Below are 14780 nucleotides of genomic sequence, written 5' to 3' on the forward strand. Positions count from 1 at the left end.
GCCACGGAAGATCGACAATAAATGCACCAAAAACGTCACAAGATCCGCATTTTTCACCGATGTGTCGCGGCCCGCTTTTCCCGCCGAACGACAAAGGGAGTGACTCCGAAGAAGCTTTTGTAAACAGAGGAAAACCCGTTCGGAAAACCGCAGGCCAACCCGATTTCGCGAACGCTCATAGTGGTGTTCAAAAGCAGGTTATTGGCCTTGGCCAGCCGCATTTCGCGATAGAATCCGTTGGGTGTGGTGCCAAAGAAGGTTTTGAACTTACGCTCAAGCGAGCGGTTCGACAGTTGCAGCGAATCGACGATCTGATTGATCGGCAGAGGGTCTTCGATATTGGCCTGCATGAGCTTGATGCACTGATCCAGCTTCACATCTCCGGTCGCCGTCAACTTTACCCCCGAGAAAGGCTGCATCGAGGCGAAATCCCGGATGTTTTCATGTAACATGATGTCCGCCACGGTCATCTTTGCAGGCCCCGAGATATGGCGACCGATTACTGCCAGCGCGACGTCTGTTGTCGCCTCCATTCCGGCACAGGTCACAACTGCGCCCTGTTCGGTTGCAATCGACAGTTTGGCTTCAAACCGGGCCCCGCGTTCCCGCAGGAACGAGGCGTTTTCCCAGTGAGTTGCCAAATCATCTGAACCCTGTTCGTCGATATACCGGCTGGCCGCTTCCGCCAGCAGAAACACCTTGGCATCGCGGAAAGTATAGTCCGACACCACCCGCCCCAAAGACAAGTCCGGGTGATCCGGGTCAGAATTGCCGATCACAAAAAGATAATTCGCCTTGGGCTGGTTCTGCACGGGTTCCGTTTGCACCACCGCGTCGCTGCTGCTGGAGATCGGGCCACCTCTGAGCGACCGATAGGCAAAAGTGAACGGCGGCTTCGGACACACACGATTTGCCAGCCTAAGAACCTCGACCAATGAGGCCAGTTCAAGCAGCACAAATCCGGGTGCGACCAGAATATCGAAATGTTGCTGTATCGCCTGCGGTGATTCAGAAGCAACTTTCCTCATCGCTGTCACCTTAGACGATCTCGTGCCCGGCAGCACGCAACCGCTTGGCCAGCGCTTCGATGTGGTCCGGGCCAATTTCGCAGCACCCGCCGACAATCGTGGCCCCCTGATCGACCCAACGCATGACGTGATCCGCATAGGCATCGGGATCAAGATCATGGCGTTGATCCAATGCATCCACTGTCGGCGCGTCCTTTAGAAACTCATCTGAAATATGTGTAAAGCCGTTGGCGTAAGCACCATAGGGCTTGTTCATAGTGGACAGGATTTCCAGAGCAGCCGGGATCGCTTCGGGGCGCGAACAATTGATCAGCAGCGCGTCAGGCGAAAACTCTTCTACCAAAGGCGCGACATCCCTGAGTGGTTCGCCGGACCTGAGGCGACGGCCATCGTCGTCATTGACCGTGAATGACAGCCAGACTGGTTTGCCACATCCGGTCGTTCCACGCAGCGCGCCCTCGGCCTCCTGCACCGAAGATACTGTCTCGATCAGAAACAGATCGACGCGTGCAGCCATCAAGGCCACAAGTTCAGCGAACTTTTCCGCCGCTTCTGCCGGGTCGGGATTCAGGTCGGGTCGGTAAGATGCCAGAAGCGGCCCCAGAGACCCGGCAATCCGCCCCCCAGTCTCAGTACGGGCACGTTCGGCCTGCGTCAGGGCACTGTCGATAAGGGCGGGCATCTGGTCCTCCATCCCCACCCGCACCAGGCGTGAGCGGTGGACGGCGTAGGTATTGGTGGTCGCAACCGTGGCACCACTGCGGAAGTAGTCGCCATGCACCGCGCCGACCAGATCAGGGTGGTCGATCATCACACGTGTGGACCATAGCGGCGTCGCCCGGTCTCCGCTGCGTTTGACCAGTTCCTGTCCGATTGAACCGTCCAACAGAGTGATCTTTGTCATGTCCTTGCTCCTTAAGGCAGCAGCACGAGTTTACCCGGAAGGGTCTTTGCCTGAAAATCAGCCTGTGCGCGGGCGATATCCTTCAACGGGTAGGTTCGGGAAACCAGTGGTTTGATCCGTCCGGTATTCATCAACTCCACAAGGCGGCCAAAGACTTCGGGCGCCTGATGCGTGCAGCCGTGGATGGTGATATCGCGCAAATAGATGTCTCGCAGATCAGCCTCGACAATCGGGCCGGCAATTGCCCCCGAAACGGCGTAGTGCCCGCCGGGTTTCAGGGCAAGGATCAGCGATGCCCATGCGGGCCCGCCCACCACATCGATGACCGCGTCGAACATATCCTGCGGCGGCAGCTCATCCCGGCCAAATGTGCCCAACGCGCCTTGGGATTTGACGACCTCTGCCTTCGCTGCCGCCGTCACACCCCAAACCGACGCTCCGCGCAGCGCAGCAAGCTGCACCGCCGCCAGACCAACGCCGCCTGACGCGCCGGTGATCAGAACCTTTTGCCCTGCCGTCACGCCCGCGCGCGTCAGCAGGTTTTCGGCAGTACCAAAGGCACATGGAATGGCCGCAATTTCCACGTCTGACAGGGGCGATGCACTTACGTCATAAAGGTCATTTGCTTCAACCAGACAGTATTGGGCAAAAGCGCCATCAATCTCAGACCCGAGCGCAATAAAGCCCTGAGGGTTTCTTGGGCTCGGACGCGGCAGGTTGATCGGACAAGTCACACGCTGGCCTTTTTTGAACCCCGTGTTTGACCCGACCTCTACAACGATCCCGCACAGATCGCCGCCCTGAATGCGGGGAAAGTTCAGTGCACCGCCCCACCCTCCGGCTTCAACATCCTGATCGACGGCATCCGTCCCGCCGGTGACATCCGATGAATACCAGCCGATCCGCGTATTGATGTCCGTGTTATTCACGCCTGCTGCAGCGACCCGAACAAGTACCTGCCCCGGCCCAGGGGCCGGGACTGGGATATCGTCGCGCCATTCAAGCGCCTCTGGCCCGCCATGGCCGGTCAGATAGACGCCGGACATGGTCGCCGGAAGCGTCACGCGCGCAACCGCTCGTTCTCGGGATCCCAGAGCGGTTGATCCAGTTCTACAACAGCGTGGCATTTCTGACCGTAGATTTCGACCTCAAGCTCAGTTCCGGGATTGGCAAGCTCGGCCCGGATCATGCCCAGCGCGATGGATTTACCAACACGGTAGCCCCATGCGCCGGATGTGGTTTCGCCCACGATCTCATCGCCATGCCAGATGCAGGACATATACGGCGCGTCACAATCGCCCGCATCAACGGTCAGGGTGACGAAGGACTTTTTCACGCCTTGCTGCTTTTCGTTCAGGATTGCGGCCTTGCCCGGGAAGTCCTGCGGTTTGTCCAGCTTGACGAACCGCTCCAACCCGCCTTCAAGCAGGGAATAGTCGGTCGACAGATCGCCCTTCCAGGCGCGGTACCCCTTTTCGATCCGCAGCGAGTTCAGCGCATACATCCCGAACGGCTTGGCACCGGCATCGATGATCGCGTCGTAGATCGCAGGCATATCCGCATTTTCAGCGTGAACTTCCCAGCCCAGCTCACCAGCGAATGAGACACGCAGCAGAGCGACCCATCCGCCTTTGATTTCGCTTTCCTGAAAGCTGAGCCACGGCAAGGTCAGATCGGCCTCGGTAACTTTGCTGAGAATGTCCCGAGATCGAGGCCCGGTAACGATCAGCGTGCTCATCCGCGTTGTCCAGTCTTCCAGCGTGAACTCGGCATCGGCAGGTATGTGACGCTCAAGCCATTCACGGTCATGCCATTGCGCGGTCGCTGCAGTGACCAGAACGAACAGGTCTTCGGCCTCGCGCGTGACCGACATTTCGGTCAGGATACGCCCGCGGTCATCTGCGAAGTAAACCAGCCCAACCCGACCAATCTTGGGCAATGCCCCGGCAACCAGACCGCGCAGCCATTCATCAGCACCCGGCCCCTGTATTTTGAACCGCGAGAAGCCCGGCAGGTCCAACACGCCACAATGATCGCGCACGGCCTCACATTCTTCCTTGATCCGCTGTTCCCACGGACCGGACCGTCCCCAGGTGTGGGTCGCGTCGAGCGAGGTGTCATCACCGGGCTGTGCAAACCAGTTGGCGCGTTCCCAGCCGTTATAGGCCCCCATGACACCGCCGTGCGCGATCACCTTGTCATGCACGGGCGACAGCTTCTTGTTTCGTGCGGCAGGCCATTCATGGTGCGGGAAGTGCATGGCATATTCGTTGCCATAAACTTCCATGCCTTTCTGGTTGCAATAATCCTGATCGGTGTAATCGGTATAGCGGCGCGGATCGACGGCCCACATATCCCATTCGGTCGCGCCATCAACGACCCACTCGGCCAGAACCTTGCCTGCGCCACCGCCCTGCGCGATGCCGAAGGTGAAAGTATGCGCCTCGAACGCGTTTTTCACACCCGGCATCGGGCCGATCAGCGGCAGCCCGTCCGGCGCATAAGGGATCGGCCCGTTGATGACGCGTCCAACGCCCGAGGTTGCCATCAGCGGCACCCGCTCCATCGCATCGGTGACGATATCTTCGATGCGGTCCAGATCGTCATTCCACAGCTGAAAGCTGAAATCATCCGGCATCGGATCGTCTTCGGTCATCCAGTGGCCCTTGCAGTTGGGCTCGTAAGGACCAAGGTTGAAGCCGTTCTTTTCCTGCCGCAGGTAGTAAGAGACATCCACATCACGCAGCAGCGGCAGCTTGGCACCGCTTTGCTTGGTCCATGCTTCGATCTCGGGGATTTCATCGGTCAGCAGGTACTGGTGACTCATGACCATTGCCGGAACGGTGCGGCCACCGAAGGGCTTGAACCATTCACCCACACGCTGCGCATAATACCCGGCTGCGTTCACAACATAGTCACAGGCTATATCGCCTTTGTCCGTGTGCACGGTCCAGGTGCCGTCGCCATGCTGCGTCACGCCAGTCGCCGGGCAGAAACGGATGATCTTCTGCCCCATATCGCGTGCGCCCTTGGCCAGCGCCTGGGTCAGCTGCGCCGGATCGATATCACCATCCGTCGGGTCGTAGAGAACACCTTCAAGATCGTGCGTTTCCAGGAAGGGATAGCGCTCTTTCGCCTCTTCCGGGGTCCACATTTCCATCGGGATACCCTGATAGCGGCCCATCGCCATGGCGCGCTCGAACTCCTGCACACGTTCTTTCGAATGCGCCAGTCGGATCGAACCGGTCTGGTGGTAGTTCATCGGGTAATCGACTTCCTCGCCCAGACGCGCATACAGCTCGGTCGAATAGCGCTGCATGTTCATGATCGCCCATGAGGTCGAAAAGGTCGGAACGTTCCCTGCCGCATGCCAGGTCGACCCGGCAGTCAGTTCGTTCTTTTCCAGCAGAACACAATCGGTCCAGCCTTTCTTGGCAAGGTGATACAGCGAGGAAGCCCCCACCACACCGCCACCGATTATGACCACGCGGGCTTTTGTTGGAAAATCACTCATGCGTTTTTGATCCTTGTTACTGTGCCTCTTGAGGCAGATCGTCCGTGATGTCATAGTAGTCGCCCTTGTCAGCCACAAAGATGTGCTTCGAGAGCGAAAGACCTGTGGGTGCGTCCAGCGCGCCCATGGAAATCGAAATCGTGTCTTCCTGGTTGTGATGCCAGAAGAGGAACGAGCCACATTTGCTGCAAAATCCGCGCCGGGCGATGTCAGACGCGCAATACCAGCTGAGTGTGTCACTGGCCGAGAAACTCAGGTTGTCCTTATGGGTCGAAGTCGAAGCCCAGACATGGCCCGACTGTCTGCGGCACTGTCCGCAATGGCAGACCGACGGCGGCGACAGGTCTCCGTCGATCGTGAACGCGACCGAGCCGCAAAGGCAGGATCCCTTATGCATCTGACTACCCCTTTGTTGCGGGTGTGGTGCTGGTTCCCAACAACACACCGTAGATGACAAAACAGGCCGCCGTGATCCGGCGCACCCAGATATTGAACACCGCGCCCAACGCTGCCTTGCCCATCAAGGCACCCAGCGCCGTAAAGCCGGTGTAGCTGAGTGTGGTGATGACCAGCGCGGTCGGCATGATAACCCCCATCTGCTGCCAGATCGGAACCTCGGGCTGAACGAACTGCGAAAACGCGGCCAGGTATCCGGCGACGCTTTTGGGATTGATCGTGGCCACCGCAAGCGCGTGCAGATAGACATGTCGCGCCGGACGCTCGGAGGCTGGTGCGGGTCTTGTCGCATTCATCCAGCCGCGAATCCCCAACCAGATTAAAAATCCCGCGCCAATCAACTTGGCGACAAAGAACCCGGTCGGCGATGCAGCGATCAGGGCGGTCACACCCAGCGCAGACAGGATCAGAAAGGCGCTGGCCTGCGTGAGAATAGCCAATACGCCTAGCATTGCCCTTGGAAACGGAAGGCTCATCCCGTTCGAGATGCAATTGACCGCGTTCGGACCCGGGGTGGTCACGAAAACCACCCAGAACAACGCGAATATGGTCCAGGCCTCGAACGACATCAATAAACCGGCGGGGCGATAACCCAGATGGCTACAGCGGGCTCATCATAAGGGTTGGCCCATTGATAGGGTTCATGTCGGAATCGAAAGCTGTCACCCGGCCCAACCGTGAACGCGCGTCCCCCGATTGTCAGGTCCAGCTTGCCCGAGATCATGTATCCGACTTCCTGTGTCGGGCGATTGGCCGGTGTCTGCATCTGCGAGTTGGGTTTGAAGGTGGAATGCACCATTTCAAAATCATCGGTCAGATCCGGCGAGAGCAGCTCTTCGATCAACCCTTCCTCGCCCGACCCCATGGGGCGGCGCGAGCCGGCACGCACGACATATCCCTGCTCGTCCGCCGGTGCCGCCGAATGCGCAAACAACATCGACATGGGGACGCCAAGGCATTCGGCGATCTGCCTCAGGTCCGAGATCGACGGCTCGGACATGTCACGCTCAACCTGGCTGAGCCAGCCCACAGACCTGTCCAACCGGATCGCGATATCACTCAGCGTCAATCCTCGCGCCTTGCGCAGCGCGCGGATATCAGCACCGAGTGTCGCACTTTGCGGGGCCTGACTGTTCAAGGATAGCTCCAACGCTCGTGAAAATTTCACCTCTTTTTTCACGATGACTCGATTCCATGAAATTTCCAAGCATTTTTTCACGTGGATCCATATTCCGGATTGGCTATGCCCTGACGGCTCGGTCACTCAGCTAATATGGTAAACATAAATATCGGCGGTGTCCGAGGCGCGCTCCGGCCAAAGCGTAAAGCCTGTTTTTTCCAGAACGCGGGCTGAACCTGGATTGTCACGCCCGACCCCGGCAATGAGACGCACGGCAGGCCCAGGCGTCAATGCGTCCTGCAAGCCTTGCAGCAACTCGGGGGCGTAACCATTCCCCCAAGCGGTTTGAGCAATCAAATAGCCGATGTGAAGGCTTGGAATTGCCTCGGTGTCAGAACTCATGGCCAACACCATGAGGCCGATCAGGTGGTTACCGCGGCTTTGGCGCGCAAGCAGAATATCGCTTTCAGCACGTCTTTCATCAATCCAGTTCGAAATCTCCCGGCCCTGCAACTGCATCGGGGGCGGCAGGTGTTTCAGGACCTCAGGGGTCAGAAGCGTGACAAGATCATCTTCAAGCCGAACCCGCAATCGCGGATCGGCGAGTTCAACCTTCCAGTTGCGAACCGAGAGGCGCGGAGTTCGGAAATGGCCTGGGACCATGGTTAATCCAATACGGTTCGGGCTTTCCTGTTTTATCAAACCCCGAGCGAAATCGAAAAGAGGAAACCGGTAGACGCACCTTGTACAGACCGAAAATCAATCAGGCTTGCGCGAAGGTCTTTGACAGGATCGCGGACAGGTTATCCGCGTCTTCGGTTGAGAACGCGTCGGGTTGATTGCTGTCGATGTCGAAAACTGCAATCAGCTCGCCCGATGCGTTCCGGACCGGCAGAACCAGTTCGGATCGGGTGGACGAGGCGCAGGCGATGTGACCCGGAAACGCGTCCACGTCGGGCACCAGTTGCACTTCGCCGGTGCGCGCTGCCGCCCCGCAGACGCCGCGTTCGAACGGGATGACGAGGCAGCCATGGCCACCTTGATACGGGCCAATTTTAAGCAAGCCCGGTTCTGTCACCCGGTAAAACCCGGTCCAGTCGAAACGATCGTCGGAATGGTGGACCTCGCAAGCAACGGTAGCCATCAGGGCAACCTGATCGTTTTCGCCTTCGGTCAATGCTGCAATTGTACTAGCCAGCGCGCTGTAATCGACGGTCATAGGTTCCAAACCCCTTGGAAAACTCGGGGGCGCCGCCCCCGAACCCCCGGAGTATTTCGAAAAAGATGAAGGGTCAAATGCGTTCGATCGCGATAGCTGTTCCTTCACCGCCGCCGATACAGATTGCAGCAACCCCCCGCTTGAGATTTCGTTTCTCGAGCGCGTTCAACAAAGTGACCAGAATACGGGCGCCAGATGCGCCAATAGGATGGCCCAAGGCGCAGGCCCCGCCATTTACGTTTACCCTGTCGCGCGGCAATCCCATTTCGTGCATGAAAGCCATCGGCACAACTGCGAAGGCTTCGTTGACCTCCCACAGGTCGACATCATCCTTGTTCCAACCGATGCGGGACAGAAGCTTTTGCGTCGCCGGAACCGGTGCAGTCGTGAAAAGTCCGGGCGCTTGAGCATGGCTGGCATGTCCCAAAATCCGGGCCCGAACTGTCAGTCCTTGCGCTTCTGCCGCCTCAGCCGATGCCAGAACAAGCGCCGCCGCGCCGTCGGATATTGACGAGGAATTGGCGGCGGTCACTGTCCCGTCCTTGCGGAAAGCCGGTTTCAGTGTCGGAATTTTCTCGGGACGGGCGGATTTGGGTTGCTCATCAGCGACCTGTACGACCTCACCCTTACGCGTGCGCACTGTGACGGGGACGATCTCGCCCTCGAAAGCACCGCTTTCTTGCGCGGAAAGTGCGTTGGACAAGGATTTCAAGGCATATTCATCCTGCGCTTCGCGGGTGAACTGATACGCCTCGGCGCAGTCTTCGGCAAAGGTTCCCATCAGGCGGCCCTTGTCATAGGCGTCTTCCAGCCCGTCAAGGAACATGTGGTCGATCACCTGACCATGACCGATGCGCGCACCGCCCCGCATTTTCGGCAGCAGGTAGGGCGCGTTGGTCATGCTCTCCATCCCTCCGGCGACCATTGTGTCCGCAAGACCCAATGCGATCTGGTCGAAGGCCATCATCGCCGCCTTCATCCCGGAACCACACATCTTGTTCAGCGTGGTGGCAGGAACCTCCTCGCCTAAACCCGCCGCGAAACCCGCCTGGCGCGCCGGTGCCTGCCCCTGACCTGCGGGCAGGACACATCCCATCAACACCTCGTCAACCGTCTGCGCCCCTGCCTGCTTTAACGCGGCACGAATCGCTGCGCCGCCAAGCTCGGATGCTGCGACACCGTCGAACATGCCCTGAAAACCACCCATTGGTGTTCTGGCAGCGCCTGCAATAACAACATCTCTCATCCGGATAATCCTCCTGTCGTCCGGCCCTTGAATACCGAATGGTAAGAATTCGCGTCTAGCGTATTTCTACGACTCATTTTCAGATTGGAGGCAGCCGGACCATGGGGCTGACCAGCACATCAGACGGAACGACACAGATTATCACGGTTCACTCTGACCGGATCGACGCTGCGATGGCCATTCAGTTCAAAGAAGACATGCGCGCAGAGACCGAGGCCTGCGCCGATCGGGTTGTCCTGGACCTTTCAGGCGTCGAGTTCATCGATTCAAGCGGACTGGGCGCAATCGTAGCGTCCATGAAACAACTGGGGCTGAACCGAAGGCTTGATCTGGCAGGCCCGCAGCCCGTGGTGGAAAAGGTCTTTCGCCTGACGCGCATGGATACCGTGTTCAGGTTGTTTGCAACACTGGATGACGCCCTGTCGGAACCAGACAGGTGACAACAGCAGGAGTGCGACAACGTGGAGCCCATTTGTAACGCGACCTGCCTGGAATTGAGCTTTCCCGCAACGGAAACAGAAGCCAGTGCGGGGATTGCGAAACTCAGCGCCGGACTGGCGAAACGAGGGTTGCCGCCGCACAAGGCGGACGATGTCAAGATCGCACTGGCAGAAGCAATCAACAACGTTGTGGAACATGCCTATATGGACGTGGCCCCGGCCGGGGTTCAGGTGACATGCCGATTGGACAGAAACCGGCTGGACATTCTGATTTCGGACACGGGCCATCCATTGCCCGGCTACGAACCACCAGACGGAACGCCGGCACCACTGGGAACCCGCATTCAGGATTTGCCCGAAGGCGGGTTCGGCTGGTTCCTGATTCATCAACTGACCAGCGATATCTGTTATGAGCGTCGCGACGGGTGCAATCGGCTATCCCTGCGATTTAACTTTGACAAGAACGGGTAATCAGCCGCAATTGGCCACAATAACGCCATTTTCGAAACATTGTCGCGCCGCAAATCGCCGCCATACAGTGACTCGTAGCTCAGATAGCTTCCCTCGGCGCCAATTATCACAGCCCCCACCCAGTGAACGGCGCCGAGGATCTCCCCCCAAACTTGAATTGACTGGACAACCGGCAATCAGAGAATAGCTTTCCCCTGTTTGAAGGAGAAAGAACCCACCATGCGTGATCTGCACAAACCTGGCCGGTCGGAAGTTTTTGCAACGCGGGGGATGTGCGCAACGTCGCACCCGCTAGCCGCCAAAGTGGCAATCGATATTCTTGAGCGCGGCGGCAACGCCATGGACGCCGCGATAGCAGGTGCGGTTCTGCTTGGCATCTGCGAACCGCAGATGACCGGGTTGGGGGGCGATTGTTTCGTTTTGTTCAGCCGTGCGGGCGAAAACCGGATACGCGCATTGAACGGATCGGGTCGCGCACCGGCCGCCGCGCGGGCGCAGCCCTTGCGGGACAAAGGCCTGTCGTCTGTACCGTTGAGCGGTCCGGATGCGGTGACTGTTCCCGGTGCCGTGGACGCCTTCTGTCACCTTGCAGAAACCGAAGGGCGATTGGGGCTGGACGCGATTCTGGAACCCGCAATCCACTATGCCGAGGCTGGCGTTCCGGTGGCCCCCCGGGTTGCGTTTGACTGGAAAACCGGGGCGGCCACATTACAGGGTGCTGCGCGTGACCATTATCTGATCAAAGGGCAGATACCAGCTATCGGTCAGATCTTTCGCGCCCCCGGTCAGGCTGAGGTCTTGCGCAGGATCGCCAGTCAGGGACGCGACGCATTTTATTCAGGAGACATTGCCGAGGATATGATCCGGGCCCTGTCTGCACGCGGAGGTGTCCACACCGCCGAAGACTTTCACTGCACCAAGTGCACTGAAACGCAGCCCATGCGCGGAGCCTACAAGGGTGTTGATCTGGTCGAACACCCGCCAAACGGCCAAGGCGCGACCGCGATCCTGTTGCTGAACATTCTAAAACAATTCGATCTGGCCAGTATGGATCCATTTGGAGCAGAACGGGTTCATATCGAGGCTGAAGCCACCAAGCTGGCTTATGACGCGCGCAACCGGTTCATTGCGGATCCCGATCATGTCGCACGGGCCGAGCGGTTTCTTGATTTGGATGTTGCGGTCCGGCTGGCTGCATTGATTGACCCAAAAGGCGCAATGCCCGCAGCAGCACCTTTGACGGAAGCCATTCACAGGGACACGGTCTATATCACGGTGGTCGATCGCGACCTTATGGCTGTGTCGCTGATCTATTCGATCTTTCATAGCTTTGGATCAGGGATCGCATCCGAGAAATACGGTATCTTGCTTCAGAACAGGGGCGCGGGGTTCACGCTTCAGCCGGGTCACCCCAATGAACTGGCTGGCGGCAAGCGCCCGATGCACACGATCATACCGGGGATGTTGACCGAGAATGACCGTGTCACGATGCCATTCGGCGTCATGGGCGGTGCTTATCAACCGACCGGGCACGCGCGTTTCGTTTCGAACCTTAGGGACTTTGGGCTGGAGCTACAGGAAAGCATCAACGCGCCGCGTGCCTTTTTCGATGGGAATGTCCTGAAGCTGGAGCGGGGCTATTCCGAAGAGGTAGCGAAACAATTGTCTGAAATTGGACACAATATTGAAATTCCAGAAACGCCGCTTGGAGGAGCGCAAGCGATCCGAATCCGAAAAGACGGTGTTTTGGAAGGTGCCAGCGACCCGCGCAAAGATGGGTGCGCCCTTGGATACTGATCAGCGGCAGTGCAATGCCGACCGGTTCGCCAAACCTAGTTCAGGTGGAAATGCAGAGGGTAAGCACCGTCTTCAAACGGGCCGAACATGTTGGAGATATCCGGGTGCTCGACCGGCTCTCCAGAATAGTCTGCAACCAGATTTTGTTCTGAAACATAAGCAACATAGAAGGATTGGTCGTTCTCTGCCAGCAGGTGGTAGAACGGCTGTTCTTTCCGTGGACGGCTGTCTTCCGGAATGGCCTGGTACCATTCTTCTGTGTTCGAAAATTCCGGGTCCACGTCAAAAATCACCCCTCGAAAAGGGTGTTTCTTGTGACGGACCACCTGGCCCAATCCGTATTTCGCGCGTGTCTTTAACATTGTTTCGGCCCCCACCGCATTTACTAACGGTTTTTGGCCCGAAATGCCAATCATTGATGTGAAATTCAGGGAAACAGTCTGTGAACCTAATACTGACAGTGTTCGAAATCGTGGCCCCGGTTTTTCTCTTGGCGGCCATTGGCTTTACGTGGGTCAAACTGGGGTTCGAATACCGGCTGCAATTTGTGACACGCTTTGCAACGACGCTGGCAATGCCCAGTCTGATCTTTGTTGCACTCATGCAAACCGACATTCCGGGCGGAGATTTGTCGCGTTTCACGTCGGCAACTCTGGTCGCAAATCTTCTGCTGGCTGGGGTGTTCTGGTTGATTGTTCGCGGATTGAAACTGGATCAGCGCACGTACCTGTCACCGCTGATTTTCGGCAATACCGGCAATCTTGGCCTGCCGCTATGTATCTTTGCGTTCGGGCAGATTGGTTTGGGTTACGCGGTCATCTTTCTGTCTGTAACCGCGCTGTTTTCTTTCACCTATGGGATCTACCTAGTCGCCGGAAAAGGCGCATGGGGACAGGTCTTACGCCAGCCGATGGCATGGGCGACCATTCTGGGTGCGGTGTTTTTGTGGCAGGGGTGGCAAACTCCGACATTTCTAACCAACACGTTAGAGCTTTTGGGGCAAATGGCTGTTCCGCTGATGTTAGTCACGGTGGGTGTTGCAATCGCCCGCCTGACCTCGCGTAGTCTGGGGCAAGCGCTCTGGCTGTCAGTCCTGAAACTTATCGTCTGCTTTGCGTTGGGCTGGGGGATTGGGGTGTTGTTTGATCTGGACACTGTCGCCTTTGGCGTTCTGATATTGCAAATTTGTACACCGGTCGCTGTGACCTCATATTTGTTGGCAGAACGATTTGAAGCCGATTCCGATGCCGTTGCCGGCATGGTCATGGTGTCCACCGTACTTTCCGTGGCGGCGTTACCCATAATTCTTGCCATTGTTTTATAGCGATTGTGATTTCCTCAGAGCTCAATCTGCGCTAGAATAAACAAAAAAGGCATGAGGCACATGAGCAGAATTCTTATCGTACTCTTCGGGGTGCTGCTTTTGGCATCCTGTGGCGGCGGGTCAAAACAACCGCCCAGCAAGCTGAACGACGCGTGCAGCATTGCGCACGAACGACCGGATTTTATCAAGGCTTTCAAAAGCACCGAGCAGAAATGGGGTGTTCCGGTTCACGTTCAGATGGCCACGATTTATCAGGAAAGCCGATATCGCCACGACGCGCGTACCCCGCACCGTTACGTGCTGGGCGTGATCCCGATGGGGCGGCAAAGCAGCGCCTATGGGTTCAGCCAGGCACTGGACGGCACCTGGGATCAATATCAGCGCGAAACCGGCAAGCGCCGGGCCAAGCGGGATCGCATCCGCGATGCCTCGGACTTCATCGGCTGGTATATGAACAAAAGCTATGAGCGCAACGGCATCCACCCCGGCGACACACGCAATCAATACTTGGCCTATCACGAAGGTCACACGGGGTACGCTCGCGGCACCCACAACAGCAAGTCGTGGTTGTTGAGCGTGGCCAATGACGTGGACGCGCGCGCGCAACTGTATCAGGCACAGTTGGCGAACTGCCGGTATTGACCAGCAAAAAGCGGGTCAGCGATTGACTGACCCGCGTCTTTCCTTGTTCGAGAAAAGACCCTGATCAAGACCATTGCTTACGGTCAACGCACCCAAAAGAACGGTGGTCTGGCTGCCGGCGTTGTCATGGATCACCCATTTGCGCAGCTCAACCGGATTATCGGTGAACATCAGTTCAATCCGGCCTGCTTCAGGGTTCTTGGGGTCTTGCGCGGTGACCACTGTGGCCGTGCCGTCAAAGCTGTGGCCGACAACCATATTGGCCTGATCAAGATTCACGTTGCGTGCCAGCACAATGGATAGAGGCGTGCGCTTCAGCGGGTATTGCTCGGGTGGCTGGTTCGATTTCGGATCGAAGATCTGAACACTGCCTGATCGCGCCAGCACCACAGCGCTGTTGGGCGGGTCATATTCGAACCGCATCTTGCCCGGGCGCTGCATCCACAGCTGTCCGGTGCTCAACGAGCCATCATCGTTCACCTGCGTGAACGTTGTCTGAACCGTTTTCAATCCGTTCAGGTAATTGGAAATCTGCGAAAGCGGCAGTTTTTCCGCCGCCCATGCGGCGGGTGCGGCCAGTGTCAAAGCAAGGGCAAAAGCAATCTGTTTCATGCTGTAC

General features: G+C 57.7%; 17 protein-coding genes. 5 read left to right on the forward strand and 12 right to left on the reverse strand.

Annotation, left to right across the window (positions count from 1 at the left end; all coding sequences use genetic code 11):
- Window positions 1-53 precede the first annotated feature (53 nt).
- The 10 genes from ACR0AD_RS16850 to ACR0AD_RS16895 all read right to left on the reverse strand — a co-directional run bounded on the left by ACR0AD_RS16850 (window position 54) and on the right by ACR0AD_RS16895 (window position 9487).
- Window positions 54-1028, reverse strand: coding sequence for a GlxA family transcriptional regulator (locus tag ACR0AD_RS16850; protein WP_480488631.1), 975 nt, complete (start codon window positions 1026-1028; stop codon window positions 54-56).
- A gap of 10 nt (window positions 1029-1038) precedes the next feature.
- Window positions 1039-1932, reverse strand: coding sequence for a homocysteine S-methyltransferase family protein (locus tag ACR0AD_RS16855; RefSeq protein WP_480488629.1), 894 nt, complete (start codon window positions 1930-1932; stop codon window positions 1039-1041).
- An 11-nt stretch (window positions 1933-1943) separates the two neighbouring features.
- Window positions 1944-2978, reverse strand: a complete 1035-nt coding sequence (locus tag ACR0AD_RS16860; protein WP_480488660.1) for an alcohol dehydrogenase family protein — start codon at window positions 2976-2978, stop codon at window positions 1944-1946.
- A gap of 14 nt (window positions 2979-2992) precedes the next feature.
- A complete protein-coding gene (locus ACR0AD_RS16865) occupies window positions 2993-5446 on the reverse strand; it encodes a GcvT family protein (protein WP_480488627.1) in 2454 nt (817 codons plus the stop codon).
- 16 nt (window positions 5447-5462) lie between these two features.
- Window positions 5463-5843 (reverse strand): GFA family protein, encoded by a 381-nt coding sequence (locus ACR0AD_RS16870; protein ID WP_480484095.1) that lies wholly within the window; start codon window positions 5841-5843, stop codon window positions 5463-5465.
- A gap of 4 nt (window positions 5844-5847) precedes the next feature.
- Window positions 5848-6471, reverse strand: a complete 624-nt coding sequence (locus ACR0AD_RS16875; protein WP_480484096.1) for a LysE family translocator — start codon at window positions 6469-6471, stop codon at window positions 5848-5850.
- Window positions 6471-7040, reverse strand: coding sequence for a helix-turn-helix domain-containing protein (locus ACR0AD_RS16880; RefSeq protein WP_267365885.1), 570 nt, complete (start codon window positions 7038-7040; stop codon window positions 6471-6473). Before ACR0AD_RS16880 ends, ACR0AD_RS16875 begins: the two co-directional genes overlap by 1 nt.
- 126 nt (window positions 7041-7166) lie before the next feature.
- On the reverse strand, window positions 7167-7685 hold the full coding sequence (locus tag ACR0AD_RS16885; protein ID WP_480484097.1) for a GNAT family N-acetyltransferase: 519 nt from the start codon (window positions 7683-7685) through the stop codon (window positions 7167-7169).
- 100 nt (window positions 7686-7785) lie between these two features.
- The gene (locus tag ACR0AD_RS16890; RefSeq protein WP_480488625.1) at window positions 7786-8241 is read right to left on the reverse strand and encodes a GAF domain-containing protein; all 456 of its coding nucleotides are present in this window, start codon (window positions 8239-8241) and stop codon (window positions 7786-7788) included.
- 73 nt (window positions 8242-8314) lie between these two features.
- Window positions 8315-9487 (reverse strand): thiolase family protein, encoded by a 1173-nt coding sequence (locus ACR0AD_RS16895; RefSeq protein ID WP_480488623.1) that lies wholly within the window; start codon window positions 9485-9487, stop codon window positions 8315-8317.
- Between the two features lie 101 nt (window positions 9488-9588).
- Between ACR0AD_RS16895 and ACR0AD_RS16900 the strand changes: the two genes are divergently transcribed.
- The 3 genes from ACR0AD_RS16900 (at window position 9589) to ACR0AD_RS16910 (ending at window position 12195) form a co-directional block, all read left to right on the forward strand.
- A complete protein-coding gene (locus tag ACR0AD_RS16900) occupies window positions 9589-9927 on the forward strand; it encodes an STAS domain-containing protein (protein WP_480484099.1) in 339 nt (112 codons plus the stop codon).
- 21 nt (window positions 9928-9948) lie between these two features.
- The gene (locus ACR0AD_RS16905) at window positions 9949-10398 is read left to right on the forward strand and encodes an ATP-binding protein (protein WP_267365664.1); all 450 of its coding nucleotides are present in this window, start codon (window positions 9949-9951) and stop codon (window positions 10396-10398) included.
- Window positions 10399-10617: 219 nt separating this feature from the next.
- Entirely contained in the window at window positions 10618-12195 is a 1578-nt protein-coding gene (locus tag ACR0AD_RS16910) for a gamma-glutamyltransferase family protein (protein ID WP_480484100.1), read from the forward strand.
- Window positions 12196-12230: 35 nt separating this feature from the next.
- Here ACR0AD_RS16910 and hspQ read toward each other — a convergent pair whose 3' ends face one another.
- The gene (gene hspQ / locus ACR0AD_RS16915) at window positions 12231-12557 is read right to left on the reverse strand and encodes a heat shock protein HspQ (protein WP_209504966.1); all 327 of its coding nucleotides are present in this window, start codon (window positions 12555-12557) and stop codon (window positions 12231-12233) included.
- An 80-nt stretch (window positions 12558-12637) separates the two neighbouring features.
- Between hspQ and ACR0AD_RS16920 the strand changes: the two genes are divergently transcribed.
- Window positions 12638-13519, forward strand: a complete 882-nt coding sequence (locus tag ACR0AD_RS16920) for an AEC family transporter (protein ID WP_480488621.1) — start codon at window positions 12638-12640, stop codon at window positions 13517-13519.
- A gap of 60 nt (window positions 13520-13579) precedes the next feature.
- Window positions 13580-14161 carry a transglycosylase SLT domain-containing protein gene (locus ACR0AD_RS16925; RefSeq protein ID WP_209504968.1) on the forward strand — a complete coding sequence of 194 codons (582 nt, stop codon included), beginning with the start codon at window positions 13580-13582 and terminating at the stop codon, window positions 14159-14161.
- A gap of 15 nt (window positions 14162-14176) precedes the next feature.
- Here the strand turns inward: ACR0AD_RS16925 and ACR0AD_RS16930 are convergent, their stop codons facing one another.
- Window positions 14177-14773, reverse strand: coding sequence for a LolA family protein (locus ACR0AD_RS16930; RefSeq protein ID WP_480488619.1), 597 nt, complete (start codon window positions 14771-14773; stop codon window positions 14177-14179).
- Window positions 14774-14780 lie beyond the last annotated feature (7 nt).

This window comes from Ruegeria sp. BH8, from assembly GCF_056538065.1.

What these genes read in the sequence shown, in the direction of transcription:
- ACR0AD_RS16850 (WP_480488631.1), bottom strand. Translation starts at nt 1,028, where the DNA reads ATGAGGAAAGTTGCTTCTGAATCACCGCAGGCGATACAGCAACATTTC.
- ACR0AD_RS16855 (WP_480488629.1), bottom strand. Translation starts at nt 1,932, where the DNA reads ATGACAAAGATCACTCTGTTGGACGGTTCAATCGGACAGGAACTGGTC.
- ACR0AD_RS16860 (WP_480488660.1), bottom strand. Translation starts at nt 2,978, where the DNA reads ATGTCCGGCGTCTATCTGACCGGCCATGGCGGGCCAGAGGCGCTTGAA.
- ACR0AD_RS16865 (WP_480488627.1), bottom strand. Translation starts at nt 5,446, where the DNA reads ATGAGTGATTTTCCAACAAAAGCCCGCGTGGTCATAATCGGTGGCGGT.
- ACR0AD_RS16870 (WP_480484095.1), bottom strand. Translation starts at nt 5,843, where the DNA reads ATGCATAAGGGATCCTGCCTTTGCGGCTCGGTCGCGTTCACGATCGAC.
- ACR0AD_RS16875 (WP_480484096.1), bottom strand. Translation starts at nt 6,471, where the DNA reads ATGTCGTTCGAGGCCTGGACCATATTCGCGTTGTTCTGGGTGGTTTTC.
- ACR0AD_RS16885 (WP_480484097.1), bottom strand. Translation starts at nt 7,685, where the DNA reads ATGGTCCCAGGCCATTTCCGAACTCCGCGCCTCTCGGTTCGCAACTGG.
- ACR0AD_RS16890 (WP_480488625.1), bottom strand. Translation starts at nt 8,241, where the DNA reads ATGACCGTCGATTACAGCGCGCTGGCTAGTACAATTGCAGCATTGACC.
- ACR0AD_RS16895 (WP_480488623.1), bottom strand. Translation starts at nt 9,487, where the DNA reads ATGAGAGATGTTGTTATTGCAGGCGCTGCCAGAACACCAATGGGTGGT.
- ACR0AD_RS16900 (WP_480484099.1), top strand. Translation starts at nt 9,589, where the DNA reads ATGGGGCTGACCAGCACATCAGACGGAACGACACAGATTATCACGGTT.
- ACR0AD_RS16910 (WP_480484100.1), top strand. Translation starts at nt 10,618, where the DNA reads ATGCGTGATCTGCACAAACCTGGCCGGTCGGAAGTTTTTGCAACGCGG.
- hspQ (WP_209504966.1), bottom strand. Translation starts at nt 12,557, where the DNA reads ATGTTAAAGACACGCGCGAAATACGGATTGGGCCAGGTGGTCCGTCAC.
- ACR0AD_RS16925 (WP_209504968.1), top strand. Translation starts at nt 13,580, where the DNA reads ATGAGCAGAATTCTTATCGTACTCTTCGGGGTGCTGCTTTTGGCATCC.
- ACR0AD_RS16930 (WP_480488619.1), bottom strand. Translation starts at nt 14,773, where the DNA reads ATGAAACAGATTGCTTTTGCCCTTGCTTTGACACTGGCCGCACCCGCC.